Origin of the sequence: Kitasatospora sp. SolWspMP-SS2h, assembly GCF_003259315.1 — a bacterium.
Taxonomy (GTDB): domain Bacteria; phylum Actinomycetota; class Actinomycetes; order Streptomycetales; family Streptomycetaceae; genus Kitasatospora; species Kitasatospora fiedleri.
Genome location: NZ_QLLT01000001.1, coordinates 376,411 through 396,800, shown reverse-complemented (window position 1 = coordinate 396,800; position 20,390 = coordinate 376,411). Strand labels below are relative to the sequence as shown.

At 74.4% G+C, this 20,390-nt stretch carries 14 protein-coding genes; 9 read left to right on the top strand and 5 right to left on the bottom strand.

The window, feature by feature from the left end; translation table 11 throughout:
* Positions 1-28: 28 nt before the first annotated feature.
* From K353_RS01695 to K353_RS01675, 5 genes are all read left to right on the top strand, one after another.
* Positions 29-2,635, top strand: coding sequence for a carbohydrate-binding protein (locus tag K353_RS01695; RefSeq protein WP_111551717.1), 2,607 nt, complete (start codon positions 29-31; stop codon positions 2,633-2,635).
* A 178-nt stretch (positions 2,636-2,813) separates the two neighbouring features.
* Positions 2,814-4,472 (top strand): glycoside hydrolase family 13 protein, encoded by a 1,659-nt coding sequence (locus K353_RS01690; RefSeq protein WP_111551716.1) that lies wholly within the window; start codon positions 2,814-2,816, stop codon positions 4,470-4,472.
* Between the two features lie 275 nt (positions 4,473-4,747).
* Positions 4,748-7,246, top strand: a complete 2,499-nt coding sequence (locus tag K353_RS01685; RefSeq protein ID WP_111551715.1) for a glycoside hydrolase family 9 protein — start codon at positions 4,748-4,750, stop codon at positions 7,244-7,246.
* 523 nt (positions 7,247-7,769) lie between these two features.
* Positions 7,770-9,074, top strand: a complete 1,305-nt coding sequence (locus K353_RS01680; protein ID WP_111551714.1) for a family 2 encapsulin nanocompartment cargo protein terpene cyclase — start codon at positions 7,770-7,772, stop codon at positions 9,072-9,074.
* 27 nt (positions 9,075-9,101) lie between these two features.
* Positions 9,102-10,013 carry a geranyl diphosphate 2-C-methyltransferase gene (locus tag K353_RS01675; protein WP_111551713.1) on the top strand — a complete coding sequence of 304 codons (912 nt, stop codon included), beginning with the start codon at positions 9,102-9,104 and terminating at the stop codon, positions 10,011-10,013.
* A 77-nt stretch (positions 10,014-10,090) separates the two neighbouring features.
* Here K353_RS01675 and K353_RS01670 read toward each other — a convergent pair whose 3' ends face one another.
* Positions 10,091-10,897, bottom strand: coding sequence for an exodeoxyribonuclease III (locus K353_RS01670; protein ID WP_111551712.1), 807 nt, complete (start codon positions 10,895-10,897; stop codon positions 10,091-10,093).
* A gap of 241 nt (positions 10,898-11,138) precedes the next feature.
* On the opposite strand from K353_RS01670, the gene K353_RS01665 reads away from it, so the two are divergent.
* Entirely contained in the window at positions 11,139-11,909 is a 771-nt protein-coding gene (locus K353_RS01665) for a GntR family transcriptional regulator (RefSeq protein WP_111551863.1), read from the top strand.
* 120 nt (positions 11,910-12,029) lie between these two features.
* A complete protein-coding gene (locus K353_RS36735) occupies positions 12,030-12,692 on the top strand; it encodes a hypothetical protein (protein WP_111551711.1) in 663 nt (220 codons plus the stop codon).
* Positions 12,693-12,745: 53 nt separating this feature from the next.
* Here the strand turns inward: K353_RS36735 and K353_RS01655 are convergent, their stop codons facing one another.
* On the bottom strand, positions 12,746-13,900 hold the full coding sequence (locus K353_RS01655; RefSeq protein WP_111551710.1) for an ROK family protein: 1,155 nt from the start codon (positions 13,898-13,900) through the stop codon (positions 12,746-12,748).
* A gap of 435 nt (positions 13,901-14,335) precedes the next feature.
* Here K353_RS01655 and K353_RS01645 point away from each other — a divergent pair, with 435 nt between their 5' ends.
* Positions 14,336-15,040 carry a methyltransferase gene (locus tag K353_RS01645; protein ID WP_233533289.1) on the top strand — a complete coding sequence of 235 codons (705 nt, stop codon included), beginning with the start codon at positions 14,336-14,338 and terminating at the stop codon, positions 15,038-15,040.
* Positions 15,041-15,149: 109 nt separating this feature from the next.
* Complete coding sequence (locus tag K353_RS01640) at positions 15,150-15,590, top strand: GNAT family N-acetyltransferase (protein ID WP_111551709.1); 441 nt, start codon at positions 15,150-15,152, stop codon at positions 15,588-15,590.
* Positions 15,591-15,653: 63 nt separating this feature from the next.
* Here the strand turns inward: K353_RS01640 and K353_RS01635 are convergent, their stop codons facing one another.
* The 3 genes from K353_RS01635 to K353_RS01625 form a co-directional block, all read right to left on the bottom strand.
* Positions 15,654-16,211 (bottom strand): GNAT family N-acetyltransferase, encoded by a 558-nt coding sequence (locus K353_RS01635; protein WP_111551708.1) that lies wholly within the window; start codon positions 16,209-16,211, stop codon positions 15,654-15,656.
* A 191-nt stretch (positions 16,212-16,402) separates the two neighbouring features.
* Complete coding sequence (locus K353_RS01630) at positions 16,403-18,742, bottom strand: arylsulfatase (RefSeq protein ID WP_111551707.1); 2,340 nt, start codon at positions 18,740-18,742, stop codon at positions 16,403-16,405.
* Positions 18,739-20,376, bottom strand: a complete 1,638-nt coding sequence (locus tag K353_RS01625) for an ABC transporter ATP-binding protein (RefSeq protein WP_111551706.1) — start codon at positions 20,374-20,376, stop codon at positions 18,739-18,741. Before K353_RS01625 ends, K353_RS01630 begins: the two co-directional genes overlap by 4 nt.
* Positions 20,377-20,390 lie beyond the last annotated feature (14 nt).

The following is a 20,390-nucleotide window of genomic DNA, read 5'->3' as shown; positions in this document are numbered from 1 at the left end:
CGTGCCCCGGTCAGCTTCGGGAGCCCACGTGTACCCTGCACCCGGCACGTCCCGCGCCACCGCGACCGCCCGCGCCACCGCGACCGCCCGCAGCCGCGCCACCCGCGGCACCGCCCTCGCCGCGGCCGCCACGCTGGTCGCCGGCCTCGCCCTGTGGACCACGTCCACCACCGGCGCCCGGGCCGCCTCCGTCGTCCTGGAGGCCGAGTCCGCCGCGCTCTCCGGCGGCGCGGTGGTCGCCACCGACCACTCCGGCTACACCGGCGGCGGTTTCGTCGGCGGCTTCACCGACGGCAACAAGGGCGCGGCGAAGACCTCCTTCACCGTGCAGGCCCCGAGCGCGGGCGCCGCCACCGTCACCCTCCGCTACGCCAACGGCACCGGCTCCGCGCAGACCCTGAGCCTGCTGGTCAACGGCACCAGGATCCGGCAGGTCACGCTGCCCGCCACCGCCACCTGGGACACCTGGGCCGGCAGCGAACAGACCGTCACCCTGAACGCCGGCGCCAACACCGTCGCCCTCGCCTTCACCACCGCCGACAGCGGCAACGTCAACCTCGACAACCTGACCGCCACCACCGGCACCGCCCCCCAGGGCGGCACCCTGGAGGCCGAGTCCGCCGCGCTCTCCGGCGGCGCGGTGGTCGCCACCGACCACTCCGGCTACACCGGCAGCGGCTTCGTCGGCGGCTTCACCGACGGCAACAAGGGCAACGCCACCGCCGCCTTCACCGTCCCCTCCGGCCGGGCCGGCGCCGGCAGCGTCACCCTCCGGTACGCCAACGGCACCGGCTCCGCCAAGACGCTCACCCTGCTGGTCAACGGCGTCTCCGCCGGGCAGGTCACGCTCCCCGCCACCGCGAACTGGGACAGCTGGGCCACCGTCCAGCAGGCCGTCACCTTCGCCGCCGGGACCAACACCGTCGCGCTCAAGTTCACCACCGCCGACAGCGGCAACGTCAACCTCGACAGCCTCACCCCCACCACCCCCACCGGCACCGGCGGCCCCAGCCCCTCGCCGTCCGACCCGGGCACCCCCGCCCCCACCGGCGCGGGCGCCACCCTCCCCTTCACCAGCTACGAGGCCGAGGCCGGCACCACCGACGGCACCGTCCTCACCCCCGACCGCACCTACCTCACCGCCGCCGCCGAAGCCTCCGGCCGCAGCGCCGTCAAGCTCACCCGGACCGGCCAGTACGTCGAGATCAAGCTCACCGCCCCCGCCAACGCCGTCAACCTGCGCTACTCCCTCCCCGACAGCGCCGACGGCAAGGGCCTCAACGCCACCCTCAGCGTCTACGCGGACGGCCAGGCCCTGCCCGACCTGCCGCTCACCTCCCGCTACGCCTGGGTCTACGGCGCCTACCCCTACACCAACAACCCCGGCGACGGACAGGCCCACCGCTTCTTCGACGAGACCCGCGCCACCCTCGGCCGCACCCTGCCGGCCGGCACCGTGCTGCGCTTCCAGAAGGACGCCGGGGACACCGCCGCCTCCTACACCCTCGACCTGGTCGAGGCCGAACAGACCGGCACCGCCGAGACCCTGCCCAGCGGCTACCTGTCGGCCGCGAGCCTCGGCGTCACCCCGGGCGGCCCGGACGTCACCGCCGCCCTCAACAGCGCCCTGAACACGGCCAAGAGCCAGGGCAAGGGCCTGTTCCTCCCGGCCGGCACCTACACCGTCTCCGACCACGTCAACCTCTCCGGCGTGAAACTGCGCGGCGCGGGCGTCTGGTACACCGTGCTGCGCGGCACCGGCCTCAAGGGCGGCCTGTACGGGCAGGGCGGCACCAGCACCGTCGAGAACCTGGCCATCGACGGCCAGAACACCGTCCGCGACGACGCCGGCGGCCAGGCCGGCATCGAAGGCGACTTCGGCACCGGCTCCGTCATCCGGAACGTCTGGATCCGGCACACCAAGGTCGGCCTCTGGATCAACGCGCCCACCAAGGGCCTCCAGGCGAGCGACCTGCGGATCCGCGACACCTACGCCGACGGCGTCAACCTGCACGGCGCGGTGAACGGCGCCGTCGTCTCCAACAGCAGCATCCGCGGCACCGGCGACGACGCGCTGGCCATGTGGTCCGACGGCGCGGCCGTCACCGACAGCGCCTTCCGGCACAACACCGTGCAGCTGCCCGCCCTCGCCAACGGCGCCGCCGTCTACGGCGGCAGCGGCAACAGCGTCCAGGACAACCTGATCTCCGACACCGTCACCGCCGGCGCCGGCATCACCGTCTCCACCCGCTTCGGCCAGCCCTTCACCGGCACCACCACCGTCTCCGGCAACGTGCTGCGCCGCACCGGCAGCATGGAGGTCAACTGGAACTCCAAGCTCGGCGCGGTCTGGATCTACGCCGACCAGAGCGACCTCACCCAGCCCGTCGTGCTGAACGGCAACACCGTCGAGGACTCCACCTACAGCGGCCTCCTGCTCTCCTGGCAGAAGCAGATCGCCGACCTGCGCGTCGACGGACTGACCATCACCAGGACCGGCGCCAACGGCATCGAGGGCAACGCCGGCGGCCGGGGCACCTTCGCCAACACCAAGGTCTCCCAGACCGCCGAGGCCCCGCTGAACGTGACCGGCGGCTTCACCATCCAGCGCGGCACCGGCAACAGCGGCTGGTAGCCCCGCCCGCACCGGCGGCCGGCGGCCCCGCCCGCCCGTCCGCACCACGGCCCCCGGCGGACCACCCGCCCGGGCCCGCCCGCACCACGGCCCCCGGTGACCATCCGTCCGGGCCCGCCCGCACCCGCGGGCGGGCCCCGGGCCCCGGGCCCGTCCACGAACAAGGAGAAGAACCCCCGTGAGCAAGTCCACCGAACGCCACACCCGGCCCTGGTGGCGCACCGCCGCCATCTACCAGGTCTACGTGCGCAGCTTCGCCGACGGCAACGGCGACGGCGTCGGCGACCTCGCGGGCGTGCGCAGCCGCCTGCCGTACCTGCGCGACCTCGGCGTGGACGCCCTCTGGTTCAACCCCTGGTACCGCTCCCCGATGGCCGACGGCGGCTACGACGTCGCCGACTACCGCGACATCGACCCGCTGTTCGGCACCCTCGCCGAGGCCCGGGAACTGATCGCCGAAGCCCACGGCCACGGCCTGCGGGTCATCGTCGACCTGGTGCCCAACCACTGCTCCGACCAGCACCGCTGGTTCCGGGAGGCGCTCGCCGCCGACCCCGGCTCCGCCGCCCGGGAGCGCTTCTGGTTCACCCCCGGCCGCGGCGCCGACGGCGAACTCCCGCCCAACGACTGGCAGTCGTACTTCGGCGGCCCCGCCTGGACCCGCACCACCGGCCCCGACGGCGCCCCCGGCGACTGGTACCTGCACCTGTTCGCCCCCGAGCAGCCCGACCTCAACTGGGAACACCCCGAGGTCCGCGCCGAGTTCGAGTCCGTCCTGCGGTTCTGGCTGGACCACGGCGTGGACGGCTTCCGGATCGACGTCGCCCACGGCCTGGCCAAGAAGCCCGGCCTGCCCGACGTCGGCCCGCACCCCGACGTCACCGACCTGCCCTACCAGGACGTCGACGCCGTCCACGAGGTCTACCGCTCCTGGCGCAAGATCACCGACAGCTACCCCGACGACCGGGTCTTCGTCGGCGAGGTCTGGCTCCCCACCCCCGAGCAGTTCGCCCGCTACCTGCGCCCGGACGAGCTGCACTCCGCGTTCAACTTCGAGTTCCTGTGCTGCGCCTGGGAGCACGACGCCGTCCGGGACGTCGTCGACGGCACCCTGGCCGCGCACGCCCGGGTCGGCGCCCCGCCCACCTGGGTGCTCTCCAACCACGACACCATCCGGCACGCCACCCGCTACGGCCGCGAGGACACCTCCTTCGACATGGGCAACAAGCGGCTCGGCGCCCCCACCGACCGCGCCCTCGGCCTGCGCCGGGCCCGCGCCGCAGCCCTGCTCACCATGGCGCTGCCCGGCGGCGTCTACGTCTACCAGGGCGACGAACTCGCGCTCGCCGAGGTCGAGTCCATCCCCGATGCGCTACTCCAGGACCCCACCTTCGTCCGCTCCGGCGGCGCCGACCGCGGCCGCGACGGCTGCCGCGTCCCGCTGCCCTGGTCTGGCACCCGGGCCCCGTTCGGCTTCTCCCCGGACGGCGCCGCCGACCCCTGGCTCCCGCAGCCCGCCGCCTGGGCCGAACAGAGCGTCGCCGCCCAGCACGCCGACCCGCACTCGGTGCTCGCCCTCTACCGCGACGCCCTGCGGCTGCGCCGCGACCGCCTCGCCACACTGCCCGAGACGCTCGACTGGCTGCCCGCCGACCCCGGCGTGCTGGCCTTCACCCGCGACGGCTCGTTCGCCTGCCTGGTCAACTTCACCGACCGCCCCCTCCCCCTCCCGCCCGGCAGCACCCCCCTGCTGACCAGCGCCCCGCTCCAGGACGGCCAACTGGCTCCGGACGCCTGCGCCTGGCTCGACCTGTCGCTGCCGGCGACCGGGCACTGACGGGCACCGGCGGGCGCCGGCAGGCACTGGCGGGAACCGACGGGCGAGGCAGGCGAGGCGGGTCCCTGCGGGGCGTGAAATCCCTTCTGTAACTTACGAGTTGTTCATTGACACCGGTGCGGCGGCGTGGCCACCATGGACGCCGCCCACCGCCTGTCGACACCGTCCCGAGCCGCTCGGGGTGTGGGAGCGCTCCCACGGTGTTTGGGCAGGTCACGGGCCGTCCGATCGGCTCCCCCCACGCCCCCACCCCGCAGCCGCCCCGGAAGGACACCATGCCGCACCCCGCCGCACCCCCACCCGGCCCGTCCGGCCCGCCCGCACCCGTCCGCCGTACGGTCGCCCCCCGGCACCCCGGCTCCGCCCGGCGCGCCCTCTGCGGACTGCTCGCGGCCGGGGCCCTGGCCGCCGGGGCGCTGCTGCCGCTGCACAGCGCGCCCGCCGCCGCTGCCGCCGGCACCGCCGCGTCCGCGTTCAACTACGGCGAGGCGCTGCAGAAGTCGCTGCTCTTCTACGAGGCCCAGCAGTCCGGCAAGTTGCCCGCCACCAACCGGGTCGGCTGGCGCGGCGACTCCGCGCTCGACGACGGCAAGGACGTCGGGCTCGACCTCACCGGCGGCTGGTACGACGCGGGCGACCACGTCAAGTTCGGCCTGCCGATGGCGGCGTCGACCACCATGCTGGCCTGGGGCGGCATCGCCGAGAAGCAGGGCTACACCGCCTCCGGGCAACTGCCGTACCTCAAGAACAACCTGCGCTTCGTCGACGACTACCTGCTCAAGGCGCACCCCGCCCCGAACGTGCTCTACGGCCAGATCGGCAACGGCTCGGCCGACCACGCCTGGTGGGGCCCGGCCGAGGTGCTGCCGATGGCCCGGCCCGCGTACAGGATCGACGCCTCCTGCCCCGGCTCGGACCTGGCGGGCGAGACGGCCGCCGCGCTCGCCTCCTCGTCCCTCGTCTTCGCCGACAGCGACCCGGCGTACGCGGCGACCCTGCTCACCCACGCCAAGCAGCTGTACACCTTCGCCGACACCTACCGCGGCAAGTACAGCGACTGCATCAAGGACGCCCAGGGCTACTACAACTCCTGGAGCGGCTACAACGACGAACTGGTCTGGGGCGCGATCTGGCTCTACAAGGCCACCGGCGACAGCGCCTACCTGGCCAAGGCCGAGAGCTACTACGCCAACCTCTCCACCGAGCCGCAGACCACGACCAAGTCCTACAAGTGGACGATCGCCTGGGACGACAAGTCCTACGGCGCCTACGTGCTGCTGGCCCAACTCACCGGCAAACAGCAGTACGTCGACGACGCCAACCGCTGGCTGGACTGGTGGACCGTCGGCGTCAACGGCAGCCAGGTCAAGTACTCGCCGGGCGGCGAGGCCGTGCTCGACTCCTGGGGCTCGCTGCGCTACGCCGCCAACACCTCCTTCGTCGCCCTGGTCTACTCCGACACGCTCACCGGCGACCCCGTCCGCAAGGCCCGCTACCACGACTTCGCGCTCCGCCAGATCGACTACGCGCTCGGCGACAACCCCCGCAAGTCCAGCTACCTGATCGGCTACGGCACCAACCCCCCGAAGAACCCGCACCACCGCACCGCCCACGGTTCCTGGACCGACCAGCTCACCAACCCCGTCAACAGCCGGCACACCCTGATCGGCGCCCTGGTCGGCGGCCCGAGCTCGGCTGACGACTCCTACACCGACGACCGCTCCAACTACGTCAACAACGAGGTCGCCACCGACTACAACGCCGCCTTCACCGGCGCACTGGCCCGGCTCTACGGCGAGTACGGCGGCGCCCCGCTCGCGAACTTCCCGCCGAGGGAGACCCCGGACGGCCCGGAGATGTCCGTCCAGGCCTCGGTGAACGCCGCCGGACCCAACTTCACCGAGATCAAGGCGTACCTGATCAACAAGTCGGCCTGGCCGGCCCGCCCGCTCAAGAACGCCTCGCTGCGCTACTACTTCACCCTGGAACCGGGCGTGAGCCCGAGCCAGATCACCCTGACCACCAACTACAACCAGTGCGGCGCGGTCAGCGGCCCGACGTTCTACGCGGGCTCCACCTACTACGTCACGGTCGACTGCTCCACCACCGTGATCGCCCCGGCCGGGCAGTCCGCCTACCGCAAGGAGGTGCAGTTCCGGATCGCCTCCTCGGGCGCCTGGGACCCCACCAACGACTGGTCGTACCAGGGCATTTCGCTGGTCCCCGGCTCGACGCCGGTGGACGCGCCGAACATCCGGCTGCTGGACGGGGGAGTGCCGCAGTGGGGCGCCGAACCGGGCGGCACCGGCCCGTCCTCGTCCCCCGTTCCCTCTCCCTCTCCCTCTCCCTCGCCGTCCTCCTCGGCCCCGTCCCCTTCTCCGTCGGCATCTCCCTCGACCTCCCCCTCCCCGTCCCCCTCCTCCTCGCCGAGCGCGAGCGGTGGTCCGACCCGGCCGGTCACGGGGTGCGCGGTCAGCTACACCGTGGGCAGCAGCTGGGGCAACGGGTTCACCGCCGACGTGACGGTGCGCAACACCGGCAGCGGCACCGTCTCCGGCTGGAAGCTGGCCTGGACGTACCGGGGCAACGAGACGGTCAGCAACGCCTGGAACGCCCAGGTGGTCCAGGGCGGCGCGGCCGTCACCGCCACCGACGCGGGCTGGAACGGCACGCTCGCCCCCGGCGGCACCGCCTCCTTCGGCTTCCAGGCCACCGGTACTCCCGCCGCGCTGCCCGCCTTCACCCTCAACGGCACCGCCTGCACCACCGCCTGACCCGTCCAGTCCGTTCGGCCCGTCCCGCCCGTCCCGCCCGTCCCGCCCGTCCAACCCGCCGGAATTCGAACGCCCCCGTCCCCGCCGCCGCGCGGGGGCGGGGGCGTTCGCGCGCGGCCAGGACGGCCCGGGTAAACCTCGGGGTTCGCAAGATCACCGTATCGAGGTAAATACCCCCGGCCCCGTGGGCGGAGCGCGTCTACGGAGCGTTAGCGTTCCCCAAGATCCGACCGAGCCGGTCACGATTGCTGACGGATCGTCAATTACCCGTTCCCCGAGGAGTGTTCGTCCCATGACCGTTGAGGCCGGCCCGGTCGTGGAGTCGGCACCGCTGCCGACGCGGACGCTCGCACGGACGCGGGTCGACCCGCCGAACGCGTCCGCGGACGCTCCCGGAGCAGGCTGACCACGAGATCCCCGCTCGTGGCGGACGGCCGCACGCCGCCCGCCCCCGTCCGCACGCCCGGACGCGCCTCCGCCGGCCGTCCCGACCAGACCGTCCCCTCCCAGTAAGGAGTCCAGGATGCCCGAGCCAGGGCCTTCCTCTCCGCCCCCGGCCCCCGCCGCCCCGGCCGCCCTCACCGCGTTGCCCGGCCCGCCCGCCACCACCGCCATCGCCGCCGTCCTCGACGCACGCACCGCATCCGCCGCCGCGCCCACCGCCGTACCCGCCGCGCCCGGGGCGTCCGGGGCGTCCGGCGGCGGGCTGGAGCGCATCCTGCGCGGCCCCAGCGGACTCGGGACGGGCGGCCTGCTACTGCCCCGCCTCCCGGCACCGGCCGCGCCGCCGCGGCCCGCCGCCGTCCCGGAGCCGTCCGCCGCCACCCCGGCGAAGGGCACCCCGGCGGAGGGCATCCCGGTGCCCGGCCTGTACCACCACCCGGTGCCGGAGCCCGACCCCGTCCGGGTGGCCGAGGTCAGCCGCCGGATCAAGGACTGGGCGGTGGACGAGGTGGACCTCTTCCCCGACGAGTGGGAAGGCGAGTTCGACGGCTTCTCGGTCGGGCGCTACATGGTGGCCTGCCACCCGGACGCCCCCACCGTCGACCACCTGATGCTGGCCACCCGCCTGATGGTCGCCGAGAACGCGGTCGACGACTGCTACTGCGAGGACCACGGCGGCTCCCCGGTCGGCCTCGGCAGCCGGCTGCTGCTCGCGCACACCGCCATCGACCCGCTGCACACCACCGCGGAGTACGCGCCGGGCTGGGCCGAGTCGCTCGGCTCGGACGCCCCGCGCCGCGCCTACCGCTCCGCCATGGCGTACTTCACCGACGCCGCGTCCCCCTCCCAGGCCGACCGCTACCGGCACGACATGGCGCGCCTGCACCTGGGCTACCTGGCCGAGGCCGCCTGGGCCGAGACCGACCACGTGCCCGAGGTGTGGGAGTACCTGGCGATGCGCCAGTTCAACAACTTCCGCCCCTGCCCGACCATCACCGACACCGTCGGCGGCTACGAACTGCCGGCCGACCTGCACGCGAGGCCCGGGACCCAGCGGGTCATCGCGCTCGCCGGGAACGCGACCACCCTGGTCAACGACCTCTACTCGTACACCAAGGAGCTGGCGAGCCCCGGCCGCCACCTCAACCTGCCCGTGGTGATCGCCGAACGCGAGGGGCTCTCCGACCGGGACGGCTACCTGAAGGCCGTCGAGGTCCACAACGAGCTGATGCACGCCTTCGAGGCCGAGTCCGCCGCCCTCGCCGCCGCCTGCCCGGCCCCGCCGCTGCTGCGCTTCCTGCGCGGGGTGGCCGCCTGGGTGGACGGCAACCACTACTGGCACCGGACCAACACCTACCGCTACACCCTGCCCAACTTCTGGTAAGAACCGGCAAGAAACGGACACGTGGACATGACCAGCACCGAATTCGACACCACCACCACCGGCCCCGCCCCCACCGGCACCGACGCCGCCACCCCCTTCGTTCCGGCTCCGGCGACCGCCTACCAGGGCGACATCGCCCGCTACTGGAACAACGAGGCCCGGCCGGTCAACCTGCGCCTCGGCGACGTCGACGGCCTCTACCACCACCACTACGGCATCGGCGAGGTCGACCACGCCGCCCTCGGCACCCCCGAGGACGGCGCGTACGAGAAGAAGCTGATCGCCGAACTGCACCGGCTGGAGTCCGCCCAGGCCGAGGTCCTGCTCGACCACCTCGGCCCGATCGCGCCGGGCGACACCCTGATGGACGCCGGCTGCGGTCGCGGCGGCTCCATGGTCATGGCCCACCAGCGCTTCGGCTGCAAGGTCGAGGGCGTCACCCTCTCCACCACCCAGGCCGAGTTCGGCAACCGCCGCGCCCGGGAGCTCGGCATCGCCGACCACGTCCGCTCCCGGGTCTGCAACATGCTCGACACCCCGTTCGCCGGCGGCCTGATGTCCGGCTCCTGGAACAACGAGTCCAGCATGTACGTCGACCTGCACGACCTGTTCGCCGAGCACGCCCGGGTGCTCAAGGTCGGCGGCCGGTACGTCACCGTCACCGGCTGCTGGAACCCGCGCTACGGCCAGCCCTCCAAGTGGGTCTCCCAGATCAACGCCCACTTCGAGTGCAACATCCACTCCCGCCGCGAGTACCTCCGCGCGATGGCCGACAACCGCCTCGTCCCGCAGGCCGTCATCGACCTGACCCCCGACACCCTCCCCTACTGGGAACTGCGCGCCACCTCCTCGCTGGTCACCGGCATCGAGGAGGCGTTCATCGAGTCCTACAAGGACGGCTCCTTCCAGTACGTCCTGATCGCAGCCGACCGCGTCTGACCCCTCTGCCCCTCTGACCGTCCTCCGCCCCCACCGGTCCCCGCCGCCCAGGCGCCGGGGACCGGCCGGCGGCGGGATCAGGAGCCGTGGCCGTAGACCGCCGTGACCGGGGCGTGGTCGGACCAGCGCTCGGCGTGGGTGGCGGCGCGTTCGACGTGGGCGCGGGTGCAGCGGGCGGCCAGACCCGGGGTGGCCAGCTGGTAGTCGATGCGCCAGCCGGCGTCGTTGTCGAAGGCGCGGCCGCGGTAGGACCACCAGGAGTAGGGGCCGTCCTGGTCGGGGTGGTGGTGGCGCAGGACGTCCACGTAGCCGTGGTCGTCGAGGACGCGGGAGAACCAGGCGCGCTCCTCGGGGAGGAAGCCGGCCTTCTTCCGGTTGGCCTTCCAGTTGCGCAGGTCGGCCTCGCGGTGGGCGATGTTCCAGTCGCCGCAGACCACCACCTCGCGGCCCTCCGCCGCCGCGCGGGCCCGCAGCTCGCCGAGGTGGAGCAGGAACTCGGCCATGAAGCGCTCCTTCTCGTCCTGCCGCGCGGTGCCCACCTCGCCGGAGGGGAGGTACAGCGAGGCGACCGTCAGGCCGGGCAGGTCGAGCTCGGCGTAGCGGCCGGAGGAGTCGAACTCGGCGGACCCGAAGCCGATCCGGGTGGCCTCGGGCGCGCGCCGGGAGAGCACCGCCACCCCGGCCCGCCCCTTGGCCGCGGCGGGCGCCCAGACACCGTGCCACCCGTCGAGCCGGGCCAGCACGTCGTCGAACTGCCCGGCCTCGGCGCGCACCTCCTGGAGGCAGACCACCTCGGACTCGGTGCCGTCGATCCACTCCAGGAAGCCCTTCTTGGCGGCCGCCCGGATCCCGTTGACGTTGACTGTCGTGATGATGCTGTGCACGGAGCGAGGGTACCGGTCGGCTCCGACAGCCCGGCATTCCGGGCGAACCGGCGGGCCATACCGGGTCGGCGGGCGATCCGCAAGGAACACCTCCCATTGGTCTTGACCATCTCCCGGGGCACCCCCTACTGTCACTTACTGCAAAGACCTTTAATAAAGAAGGACGGATAAAGCCCGCCTCCCCCACCTGCCGAAACGGGGAGCCGCGGTGGGCCTGTCGTCCCTCAGGGTGGAGGACACGGTGGGGCAAGGAACGCTCGCGGCGGTGGCGGAGCCGAAGTACTGGCACCTGCGCACGGTGCTGCTGCGCACCATGGACACCGAGTTCTCCACCGGCCAGGTGCTGCCCAACGAGCGGGAGCTCTCGGCGCGCTTCGGCGTGGCCCGGGCCACCCTCCGGCAGGCCCTGGACCAGCTGGAGCTGGAGGGCCGCCTGGTCCGCCGCCGCGGCATCGGCACGCTGATCGCCGCCCCGCGGGTGGGCATCCCGGTCGGCGGGCGCGAGTCCGGCCGTCCCGGCGCCGCCCGCGACGGGCAGGAGTGGACGGTGGTGGACTGCACCACCGGCCCCGCCGCCGCCGCGCTGGCCCGCACGCTGGGCCTGGCCGCGGGCGACCAGGTGCACACCGTGCGCCGGCTGCGGACCGTCCAGGGCGTGACGGTCGCCGCCGAGTCGCTGCACGTGCCCTCCGCCGCGCTGCCGCACCTGGCCGTGGTGGTGAAGGGCGGCGACCGGGCCCGCGGCGTGCTGCGCCAGCTGGAGCGGCTCGGCGCCGAGGGCGAGTCCCGCTCGGTGGAGCTGGGTGTCGCGGAGGCCGCCGAGGCCGCGCTGCTGGAGCGCCCCCCGGGCACCCCGGTGCTGGTGGTCACCACGCAGTACGCGACGGCCGGCCGGCTGGTCGCGGTCGGGGTCTCCACCTACCGGGCCGACACCTGCAAGCTGACCTTCGGCGAGTCCGGCGCGGCCGTCCAGGTCGCCTCCGCCGTCCCGGTCGCCGCCGCCGTCTCCTGAGGCCGGGCCCGGCACCCGCCGCCCACCGCCGCTCCTGACGGGCCGTCAGGACGCCTTGTCGGTGGCCGCCGTTACGCTCCTGCTCACTGACGACCGGTGAAGCAGGGGAGCGGCGCCACGATGGATCAGACGGGCCGGGCGGACCTGACCGGGCAGGCGGACCACGGCAGGGTGCTCACCGAACGGGCGGTCGCCGCCGTGCGGGAGGACCCGGGCCGTCAGGTGCTCGACCACCACCGGTTCGCCGGCCCGTGGGTCGAGGGCGCCCTCCGGCCGCGCCCCGAGCTGACGGCCTTCCCCAGCGGCCACCCGCTGCCGCCCAGTCTGCGCACCTGGCTGGCGTACGACAGCGGCATGCTGGCGCGCCACGACTGGTTCGACGAGGACGGCGCCCTCGCGCCGCGCACCCTGGGCGAGATCGCCGTCGAGGAGTACGGCGAGCCGTGGGGCTCCTGCTTCGAGCCGTTCTCGGAGCGGTTCGGCGAGTGCTTCCTGCTGCCCGGCGGCTCCGACTCCCGCCGGGTGCTGTCCGTCGGCCCGCACGCCGAGCGCGACGGGCTCGGCGAGTACCCGGTGTTCGCGCTGGACGTCGACGACCTGCCGTACGCGGTGCTGATGTACCCGGGTTTCGACGTCTACCTCGCCGAGACCGCGGGCGTGCTGCCGCCCGACGACCGCCCCGGCTACGACTCGCTCAAGCACGACCCCCGGTACGCGCGGCGGATGCTGGCGCACGCCCGGGCGCGGCTCGGCGGTGCGTACGACCTGCTCTGCCTGGCGTAGCGGGGGCCGAGGGCGGCGCGGGAACGCGGGCGGCGCGGGGACGCGGGCGGCGGCTACCGCGCGGTGGGCGGGTCGACGGCGAACAGCTGCTCCTCGACGTGGTCGAGGGCGACCCGCAGCGCGCCCATCGCGACCACCTCGGAGCCGAGCGCGGCGAGCGCCACCTCGGGGGAGCGCAGCGTGTAGCGGGCGAGCTGCTCGCGCAGCGGCTCCAGCACCCCGTCCAGCCCGGCCGCCCAGCCGCCGACCACGACGAGTTCGGGGTCGAGGGCGAGGACCAGCGCGGTGACGTCGTGCACCAGGCGGCTCAGGAAGCGGTCCATGGCGATCTGCGAGACCTGGTCGCCCTCCCGGGCCAGCCGCAGCACCCGGGCCACGGCGGCCTCGTCCAGCGGGTCGAGCGGCTTGCCGGTGGTGGACAACAGCCGTTCGGGGGTGGCCTGTTGGCCGAGCAGGTGGAGCGCGCCGATCTCGCCGGCCGCGCCGCCGTGGCCGCGGTGCAGCCGCCCGCCGATCAGCGAGCCGGCGCCGGGGCTGAGCCCGGCCATCACGAACACCACGTCGCCCTTGCCGACCGCCGCGCCCTTCCAGTGCTCGGCGATGGCGGCCAGGTTGGCGTCGTTCTCGATCACCACGGGGCAGCGGAAGGAGCGGCGCAGCCGGGCCCCGAGGTCGAGGCCGGTCCAGCCGGGCATCGCGGTGCCGAGCCGGATGGTGCCGTCCCGGTCGACGATGCCGGGGGTGCCGACGGCGACCTCCCACAGGTTGTCGCGGGAGACCCCGGCCTTGCGCAGCACCTCGCCGACGGTGGTGCGGACCAGGGCGAGCCGCTCCTCGGCCTCCACCGACTCGTCCACCGGCCGGGAGTGGCTGGTCAGCACCTCGCCGGCCAGGTCGGCGAGGACGACCCGCAGGTCGTGGACGCCGATCTCGATGCCGAGCACGTGCCCGGCCTCGGCGCGGAACCGGAACCAGCGGGCCGGGCGGCCGCGCTGACGGCCCGACTCCTGGACGTGCTCGACCTCGGCGACCAGCCCGGACTCCAGCAGCCCCTCGATCACGCCCTCGACGGTGGGCCTGGACAGGCCGGTGTCGCCGACGAGCTGGGTCAGCGTGACGGCCTGTCCGTCGCGCAACGACCGCAGGGTGACCGCGGCGTTGATGCGCCGCAGCAGTGAGGAGTCCCCTCCGGTGAGCCGGTCCGTCAAATCGCTGCCCTTCCGCTTCGCGCGACTGCCCTGGCGCGCGGTGACGTGGAGCGCGGCATCGCCCGTCCGGCCGTGGTGAGGCCGTCGCGGGCCCGCGCGGAGCCGCCGCCCGCGGCCTGGCACTTGTGGGGTGCACCGGCCGGGGCGTCTGCCCGGATCGTACTCGGGCGGCCCCGCGCGGGGCGAGCGTTTCCGCAGCTCATAACGGCTTCGGTATCGAAACGGTACGTCGTCCGTGATCACGGGGTGACCCGCCGTCGGCGCGGCGGAGGACCGGTGGGAGACGGGTGGGGGACGGGAGGGGCGGGCGAAGACAGGGGGAGACGGGGAGAGGGGGGGGGGGGGGGGGGGGGGGGGGGGGGGGGGGGGATGGCGGGCGGGCGGGCGGGTGGCGGGCGGGAGGTGGAGCGCCGTGGACGCCCTAAGCTTCCGCCCATGGGGAACGACACCGCCGCAGTACACCCGACCGCGCACCCGCCCGTGCGCCCGGTCGCCGGGGAGGACGCCGAGTTCGTCCGCGCCCACACCAGTCCCGGGCCGGTGCCGTTCGTGCCCGAGGTGCGGCTGCGGATGGCGGGGGACGCGATCGAGCTGTGGGAGACCACCGAGCGGGCGCGCGGACGGGAGGGGCTGCCGCCGCCGTTCTGGGCGTTCCCCTGGGCGGGCGGGGTGGCGGTGGCCCGGTACGTCCTGGACCATCCCGAACTGGTGCGCGGGCGGCGGGTGCTGGACCTGGCGGCGGGCTCCGGACTGGTCGGCGTCGCGGCGGCGCTGAGCGGCGCGGCCGGGGTGCGGGCGGCGGAGATCGACGCCTACGCGGTGGCCTCGATCGAGGTGAACGCGCAGCTCAACGGCGTCGCGGTGACGGCCGAACTGGCCGACGTGCTGGACGGTGACGGCGCGCCGGACGAGGTGGTGCTGGCGGGCGACGTGTTCTACGAGCGGACGATGGCGGCCCGCTTCCTGCCGTTCCTGGAGCGGGCCGCCGCCCGGGGCGCGACCGTGGTGGTCGGCGACCCGGGGCGGGCCTACCTGCCGCGCGGGCGCTTCACCGCGCTCGCCGAGTACACCGTCCCGGTCGCCGCCGACCTGGAGGACGCGGCCGAGAAGTCCACCACGGTGTGGGCGCTGCGCGGCTGACCCGGCGCCAGGCCGCGCCGGGGACGGGGAACGCGGCGGGGACGGAGGACGGGGCGGGGCGGGCAAACCCGTTGGCGGGCGGCCGGGCGGGGCTGGTAGGAACGGGGGCATGAGCGAGTACGAGCTGCGGGCGGCCCGCCCCGAGGACATCGACGCGGTGCTGGCGTTCTGGGCCGAGTCCGCCGAGGGCACCAGCATCAGCGACGACCGGGCGGGCGTCGCCCGGCTGCTGGAACGCGACCCGCAGGCCCTGCTCCTGGCCGAGCACGAGGGCGCGATCCTCGGCACGGTGATCGCCGGGTGGGACGGCTGGCGCTGCCACCTCTACCGGCTGGCCGTCCACCCCGCCGCCCGCCGCCGGGGCATCGGCACCGCCCTGCTCGACGCCGCGCACGCCCGCTTCGCGCAGGCCGGTGGCCGCCGGGCCGACGCGATGGTGCTGGAGCACAACGCGCTGGGCCGCGCCGCCTGGGAGGCCGCCGGCTACGGGCGCGAGGACCGGTGGCGCCGCTGGACCAGGCCGCTGGACGGCGATCCCGCCGCGTCCTGACTCCTGACACGCCGCCGGAGCGGGTGCCGGGGAGGGGGAGTGCCGGGGAGGGCCGCCGGGGTTTCAGGGGCGGAGCGGGTGGATCGGGCGGATCATCGCCGTCAGCTCGGGGGAGAGCGGCGTCGAGCGCTGGGAGTTGAACCTCCGGTAGCCCCAGCTCTCGTACTGCCGGAGCACCTTGCCCTCGCCCGCCAGCGGGTTGACCATCAGCGCGACGCGCTGTTCCGGGCGGTCGGCGAGCAGGGCGTCGTGGATCAGGCGGGCCGTTCCGGTGCCCCGCCAGGGGATCCGGACGCCGATCTCCCGCAGGGCCAGCACCGGGGTCGCGGTGAAGCCCGCGGGCAGCGGTTCGGCCAGGCGCTGCCAGTAGCCGTCGGCGGGCCCGACGGTGGTGCCGTAGGCGTAGCCGATCGCGGTGCCCCCGGCCCGATCGGGGGCGGCCAGGGCCAGGACGAGGGCGAAGCCCGGGGTGGCGGCGTGCTGGTCGAGGCGTTCGGCGAAGGCCCGGACCCGGTAGTTGGGGTGGTCCAGCAGCGGGGCCCGGACATCCGCGTACACGTCCAGCAGCGTCCGCCGGACGTCCGGCGCGAGGGCGGTGAATCGGCGCAGGTCGACGGCCACGCGGGCTCCTCCGGTCGGGCGGGGGCGTACCGGGCCCGCGGTCGGTGCGGGCCCGGCCGGGAGTCTTCCGCACCGAACGGCGACGGCGGCCTCCGGGTACCCCGGCCCGGACTCCGGATACCCCGGCCCGGCCCGTCGCCCGCCCGTCGCCCGCCCGCCCGTCGGCCGGGCCCGGCCCGAGCGCCGCCGCGTCACTCGAAGGCCGCCGCCGCCTCCCGCAGGGCCCGGGCCACCGTCTCCGGGTCGTACGGCGCGGCCGGGCCCGGCAGGTAGGTCACCGAGCGCAGCCCACCGGTGTAGCGGAAGGAGCGGTGGCGCTCCCACAGCGGCCAGGACACCGGGGACTTGCGGTCGACGCCGACGCTGATGCCCTGGAACGGGGCCATCCCGATCAGCTGGTGCACCGGGCCGAGCGTGCCCGTGACCGCGCCGTCCACCCGCACCTCGAAGCGCCACTTCAGCTCGGCCACCGCCGTCGCCTCCAGCGCCACCAGGTGCGCCCCGGGCGGCAGTTCGCCCGCGTCGGCCTCGAACAGCTCGCCGTACTGGTTGTACGCCAGGCGCAGCCGCCCGTCCTCCACGTACAGGCTGTAGCCGCCGCCCTGGTCGCCGTGCGAGACCAGCATGCCCTGGTCGTCCGCGCCGTGCCGGTCGAGGACGACCTCGGCGGTGAAGGAGCGGAACGCCACCAGCCGGGAGGAGCGGTAGCGCTCCAGCTCCGGGGTGCCGGCCAGCAGGGTCACCGGGCGGCGCAGCGCCTCCTCCTCCGGGTTGCGCAGTACGAAGCCGCCGGAGGCGTCGGCCAGCGGGAAGACCCCGTTGCGCCAGGCCGCGTCCTCCCATGCCTGCGCCAACTCCTTGACTAGTTCGGGGCGTTCGGCCGACAGGTCGTGGATCTCGGTCGGGTCGGTGCGCAGGTCGTACAGCGCCCACTCGCCGTCGTCGTAGGGCGCGCCCGGCCGGTGCAGGGTCACCAGCTTCCAGCCGTCGCGGTAGTACGAGCGGTTGCCGGTCATCTCGCAGTACTGCTCGTGGTGGGTGGACGGCGCGTCGGCGGCCCGCAGCACGGACGCGAACGACACCCCGTCCAGCTCCTGCACCGCCACCCCGCCGCGCGCCACCGGCCGCTCTACGCCCGCGAGTTCGAGCAGCGTGGGCAGCAGGTCGGTGACGTACTGGTACTGGCCGCGCACCCCGTCGTCGCCCGCCGCGCGCGGCAGCCCGGCCGGCCAGGACAGCACGAACGGGACGCGCACGCCGCCCGCGTGGGTCTGGCCCTTGTACAGCCGGAACGGCGTGTTGGAGGCCATGCCCCAGCCGCGCGGGTAGTGCACCAGCGACTGCGGGCCGCCGATCAGGTCGATCTCCCGCTGCACGTCCGGGTTCCAGTCGGCGGGCAGGTTCGGGTGGTGGACGAAGCGGCTGAAGTAGCTGCGGGTGCCCTCCGCGCCGCCCTCGCCGGTGCCGCCGTTGTCGGAGGTGAAGACCACGATGGTGTTGTCGAGTTCGCCGAGCTGTGCCAGCACGTCGGTCAGCCGGCCCAGGTTCTGGTCGACGTTGTCGACCATGGCGGCGTAGACCTCCATGTAGCGGGCGTACAACTTCCGCTGCACCGCGTCGAGTTCGTCCCAGGCCCCGACCTCGTACCCGGCCTCGCCGTTGCGCTCCGGCAGCTCGGTGCCGGGCGGGAAGTGCCCGGCCGCCAGCTGCCGGGCGAAGCGCCGCTCCCGCAGCTCGTCCCAGCCGCCGTCGTAGCGGCCCCGGTGCCGGGCCAGGTCCTCCGGCTTGGCCTGGAGCGGGCCGTGCACCGCGTTGTGCGCCAGGTAGAGGAAGAACGGCTTGTCGGCGTCGTGCGCGCGCAGCGACTTCACCATGCCGATCGCCCGGTCGGTGATGTCGTCGGTGTAGTAGTAGCCGTCCGGGAACTCGTCGATGTCCAGCGGCGAGTTGTCCCGCACCAGCTGGTGCGGGTGGAACAGGCTGGTCAGGCCCTCCAGCACCCCGTAGTACTGGTCGAAGCCCTTCTGCAGCGGCCAGTTGGCGCGGTCGTCGGCCGCCGAGGAGGCGGAGTCCCGGGTCAGGTGCCACTTGCCGACCGCGTACGTTGCGTACCCGGCGTCGTGCAGGGTCTGCGCCAGGGTCGGGACGTCGCCCGCGATCTCCATCCCGTACCCGGGGAAGCCCGGGTCGGCGTTGGCCACGAACGAGTACCCCACCCGGTGCGGGTTCAGGCCGGTCAGCAGCGCCGCCCGGGCGGGCGAGCACAGCGGCATGGTGTGGTAGTTGGCGAGCTTGACGCCGCGCGCGGCCAGGCCGTCCAGGGTCGGCGTCGGCACCTCCGAGCCGAACGGCCCGATGTCGCTGTAGCCCAGGTCGTCGACCAGCACCACCACCACGTTCGGCGCGCCCTCGCGCGGGCGCACCCGGCGCGGCCAGGACGGCACCGACTCGCCGAACGTCCGCCCGACCCGGCCGGGGAAGCCCGCGTAGGGGTCGCGGCGGCTGCGGCCGCTCTCGTCGCTCTCGCTCACAGCAGGCTCCCGGACGTCGTGGGGGGAAGGGACGGGACGGCCGCCAGCAGTTCGGCCGTGTAGGGGTGTTCGGGCGCGGTGACGACCCGGTCGGCCGGGCCGCTCTCCACGATCCGGCCGCGGTGCAGTACCGCGATCCGGTGGCTGACCTGCCGCACCACCGCCAGGTCGTGCGCGATGAACAGCACCGCCAGCCCCAACTCCCGTTGCAGGCGCGCCAGCAGCTCGATCACCTGGGCCTGGACCGACACGTCCAGCGCGGAGACCGGCTCGTCGCACACCAGGACGCTCGGCTCCGGGGCCAGCGCCCGCGCGATGCCGATCCGCTGCCGCTGCCCGCCGGAGAACTCGCGCGGCGAACGGGCCGCCGCCGACGCCTCCAGGCCCACCTGCTCCAGCAGTTCGGCCACCCGGGCCTGCCGCTGCGCCCGGTCGCCGATCCGGTGCGCGATCAGCGGCTCGGCGATGATCCGGCCCACCGTCAGCCGCGGGTTCAGCGAGGCGTACGGGTCCTGGAAGACCAGTTGGACCTCCCGCCGGGCCCGCCGGCCGTCCAGCGGCTGCCCGGCGAAGCTGATGCCGCCCGCGTCGGGCGCGTGCGCGCCCACCAGGGCCCGGGCCAGCGTGGACTTCCCCGACCCGGACTCGCCGACCAGGCCCAGCGTCTCGCCCGGGTGCAGCTCCAGGTCGACGGACTCCAGCGCCGCCGTCCGCCGCCGCCGCGGGCCGTAGCCCTTGGCCAACCCCCGTACCACCAGCAGCGGTTCGGCGCCCGGGGTGCTGTTCGCGGCCGCCCGGGACGGGGCGTCCAGCCGGGGCACCGCCGCCAGCAGGGACTTGGTGTAGGCGTGCCGCGGGTCGGTCAACAGCCTTTCGGTGCGGCCCTGTTCGACCACCTCGCCGTCGCGCATCACCAGCAGCCGGGAGCAGGTCTCGGCGATCACGCCCAGGTCGTGGCTGATCACCACCAGCGCGGTGCCGCGCTCCCGGTTGATCCGGGTCAGCAGGCGCAGGATCTGCCGCTGCACGGTCGGGTCCAGCGCGGTGGTCGGCTCGTCCGCGACCAGCACCTGGGCGTCGTGCGCCAGCGCCAGGGCGATCATGATGCGCTGGCGCTGGCCGCCGGAGAACCGGTGCGGGAAGTCGCCCAGCCGGGACGCCGCCTTCGGCACCCCCACCAGCTCCAGCAACTCCACCGCCCGCGCGGCCCGTTCGACCTTCGACCGGCGCCCGCCGTGCGCCCGCAGCGCCTCGTCCAGCTGGCGGCCCACCGAGAGCACCGGGTTCAGCGAGGACATCGGGTCCTGGAAGATCATCGCGATCCGCCGGCCGCGCACCGCCCGCAGCGCCTCCTCCGGCAGCCCGGCCAGGTCCTGCCCGTCCAGCTCCACCGCCCCGCCGGTGATCAGGCCTCCGGCGGGCAGCATCCGCAGCAGCGCCAGCGCGGTCGTCGACTTGCCCGATCCGGACTCGCCGACGATCCCCAGGCTCTCCCCGGCCCCCAGCGCGAAGTCCACCCCGCGCACCGCCGGCCGCCCCCCGAACGCCACGTGCAGCCCGCGCACCCGCAGCAACGCGCCGGTGGGGGAAGGGGGTCGGTCCGCCAGCGGCGGGCGGTCGATCAATTCGGTCATCGTACGGCCCTCCG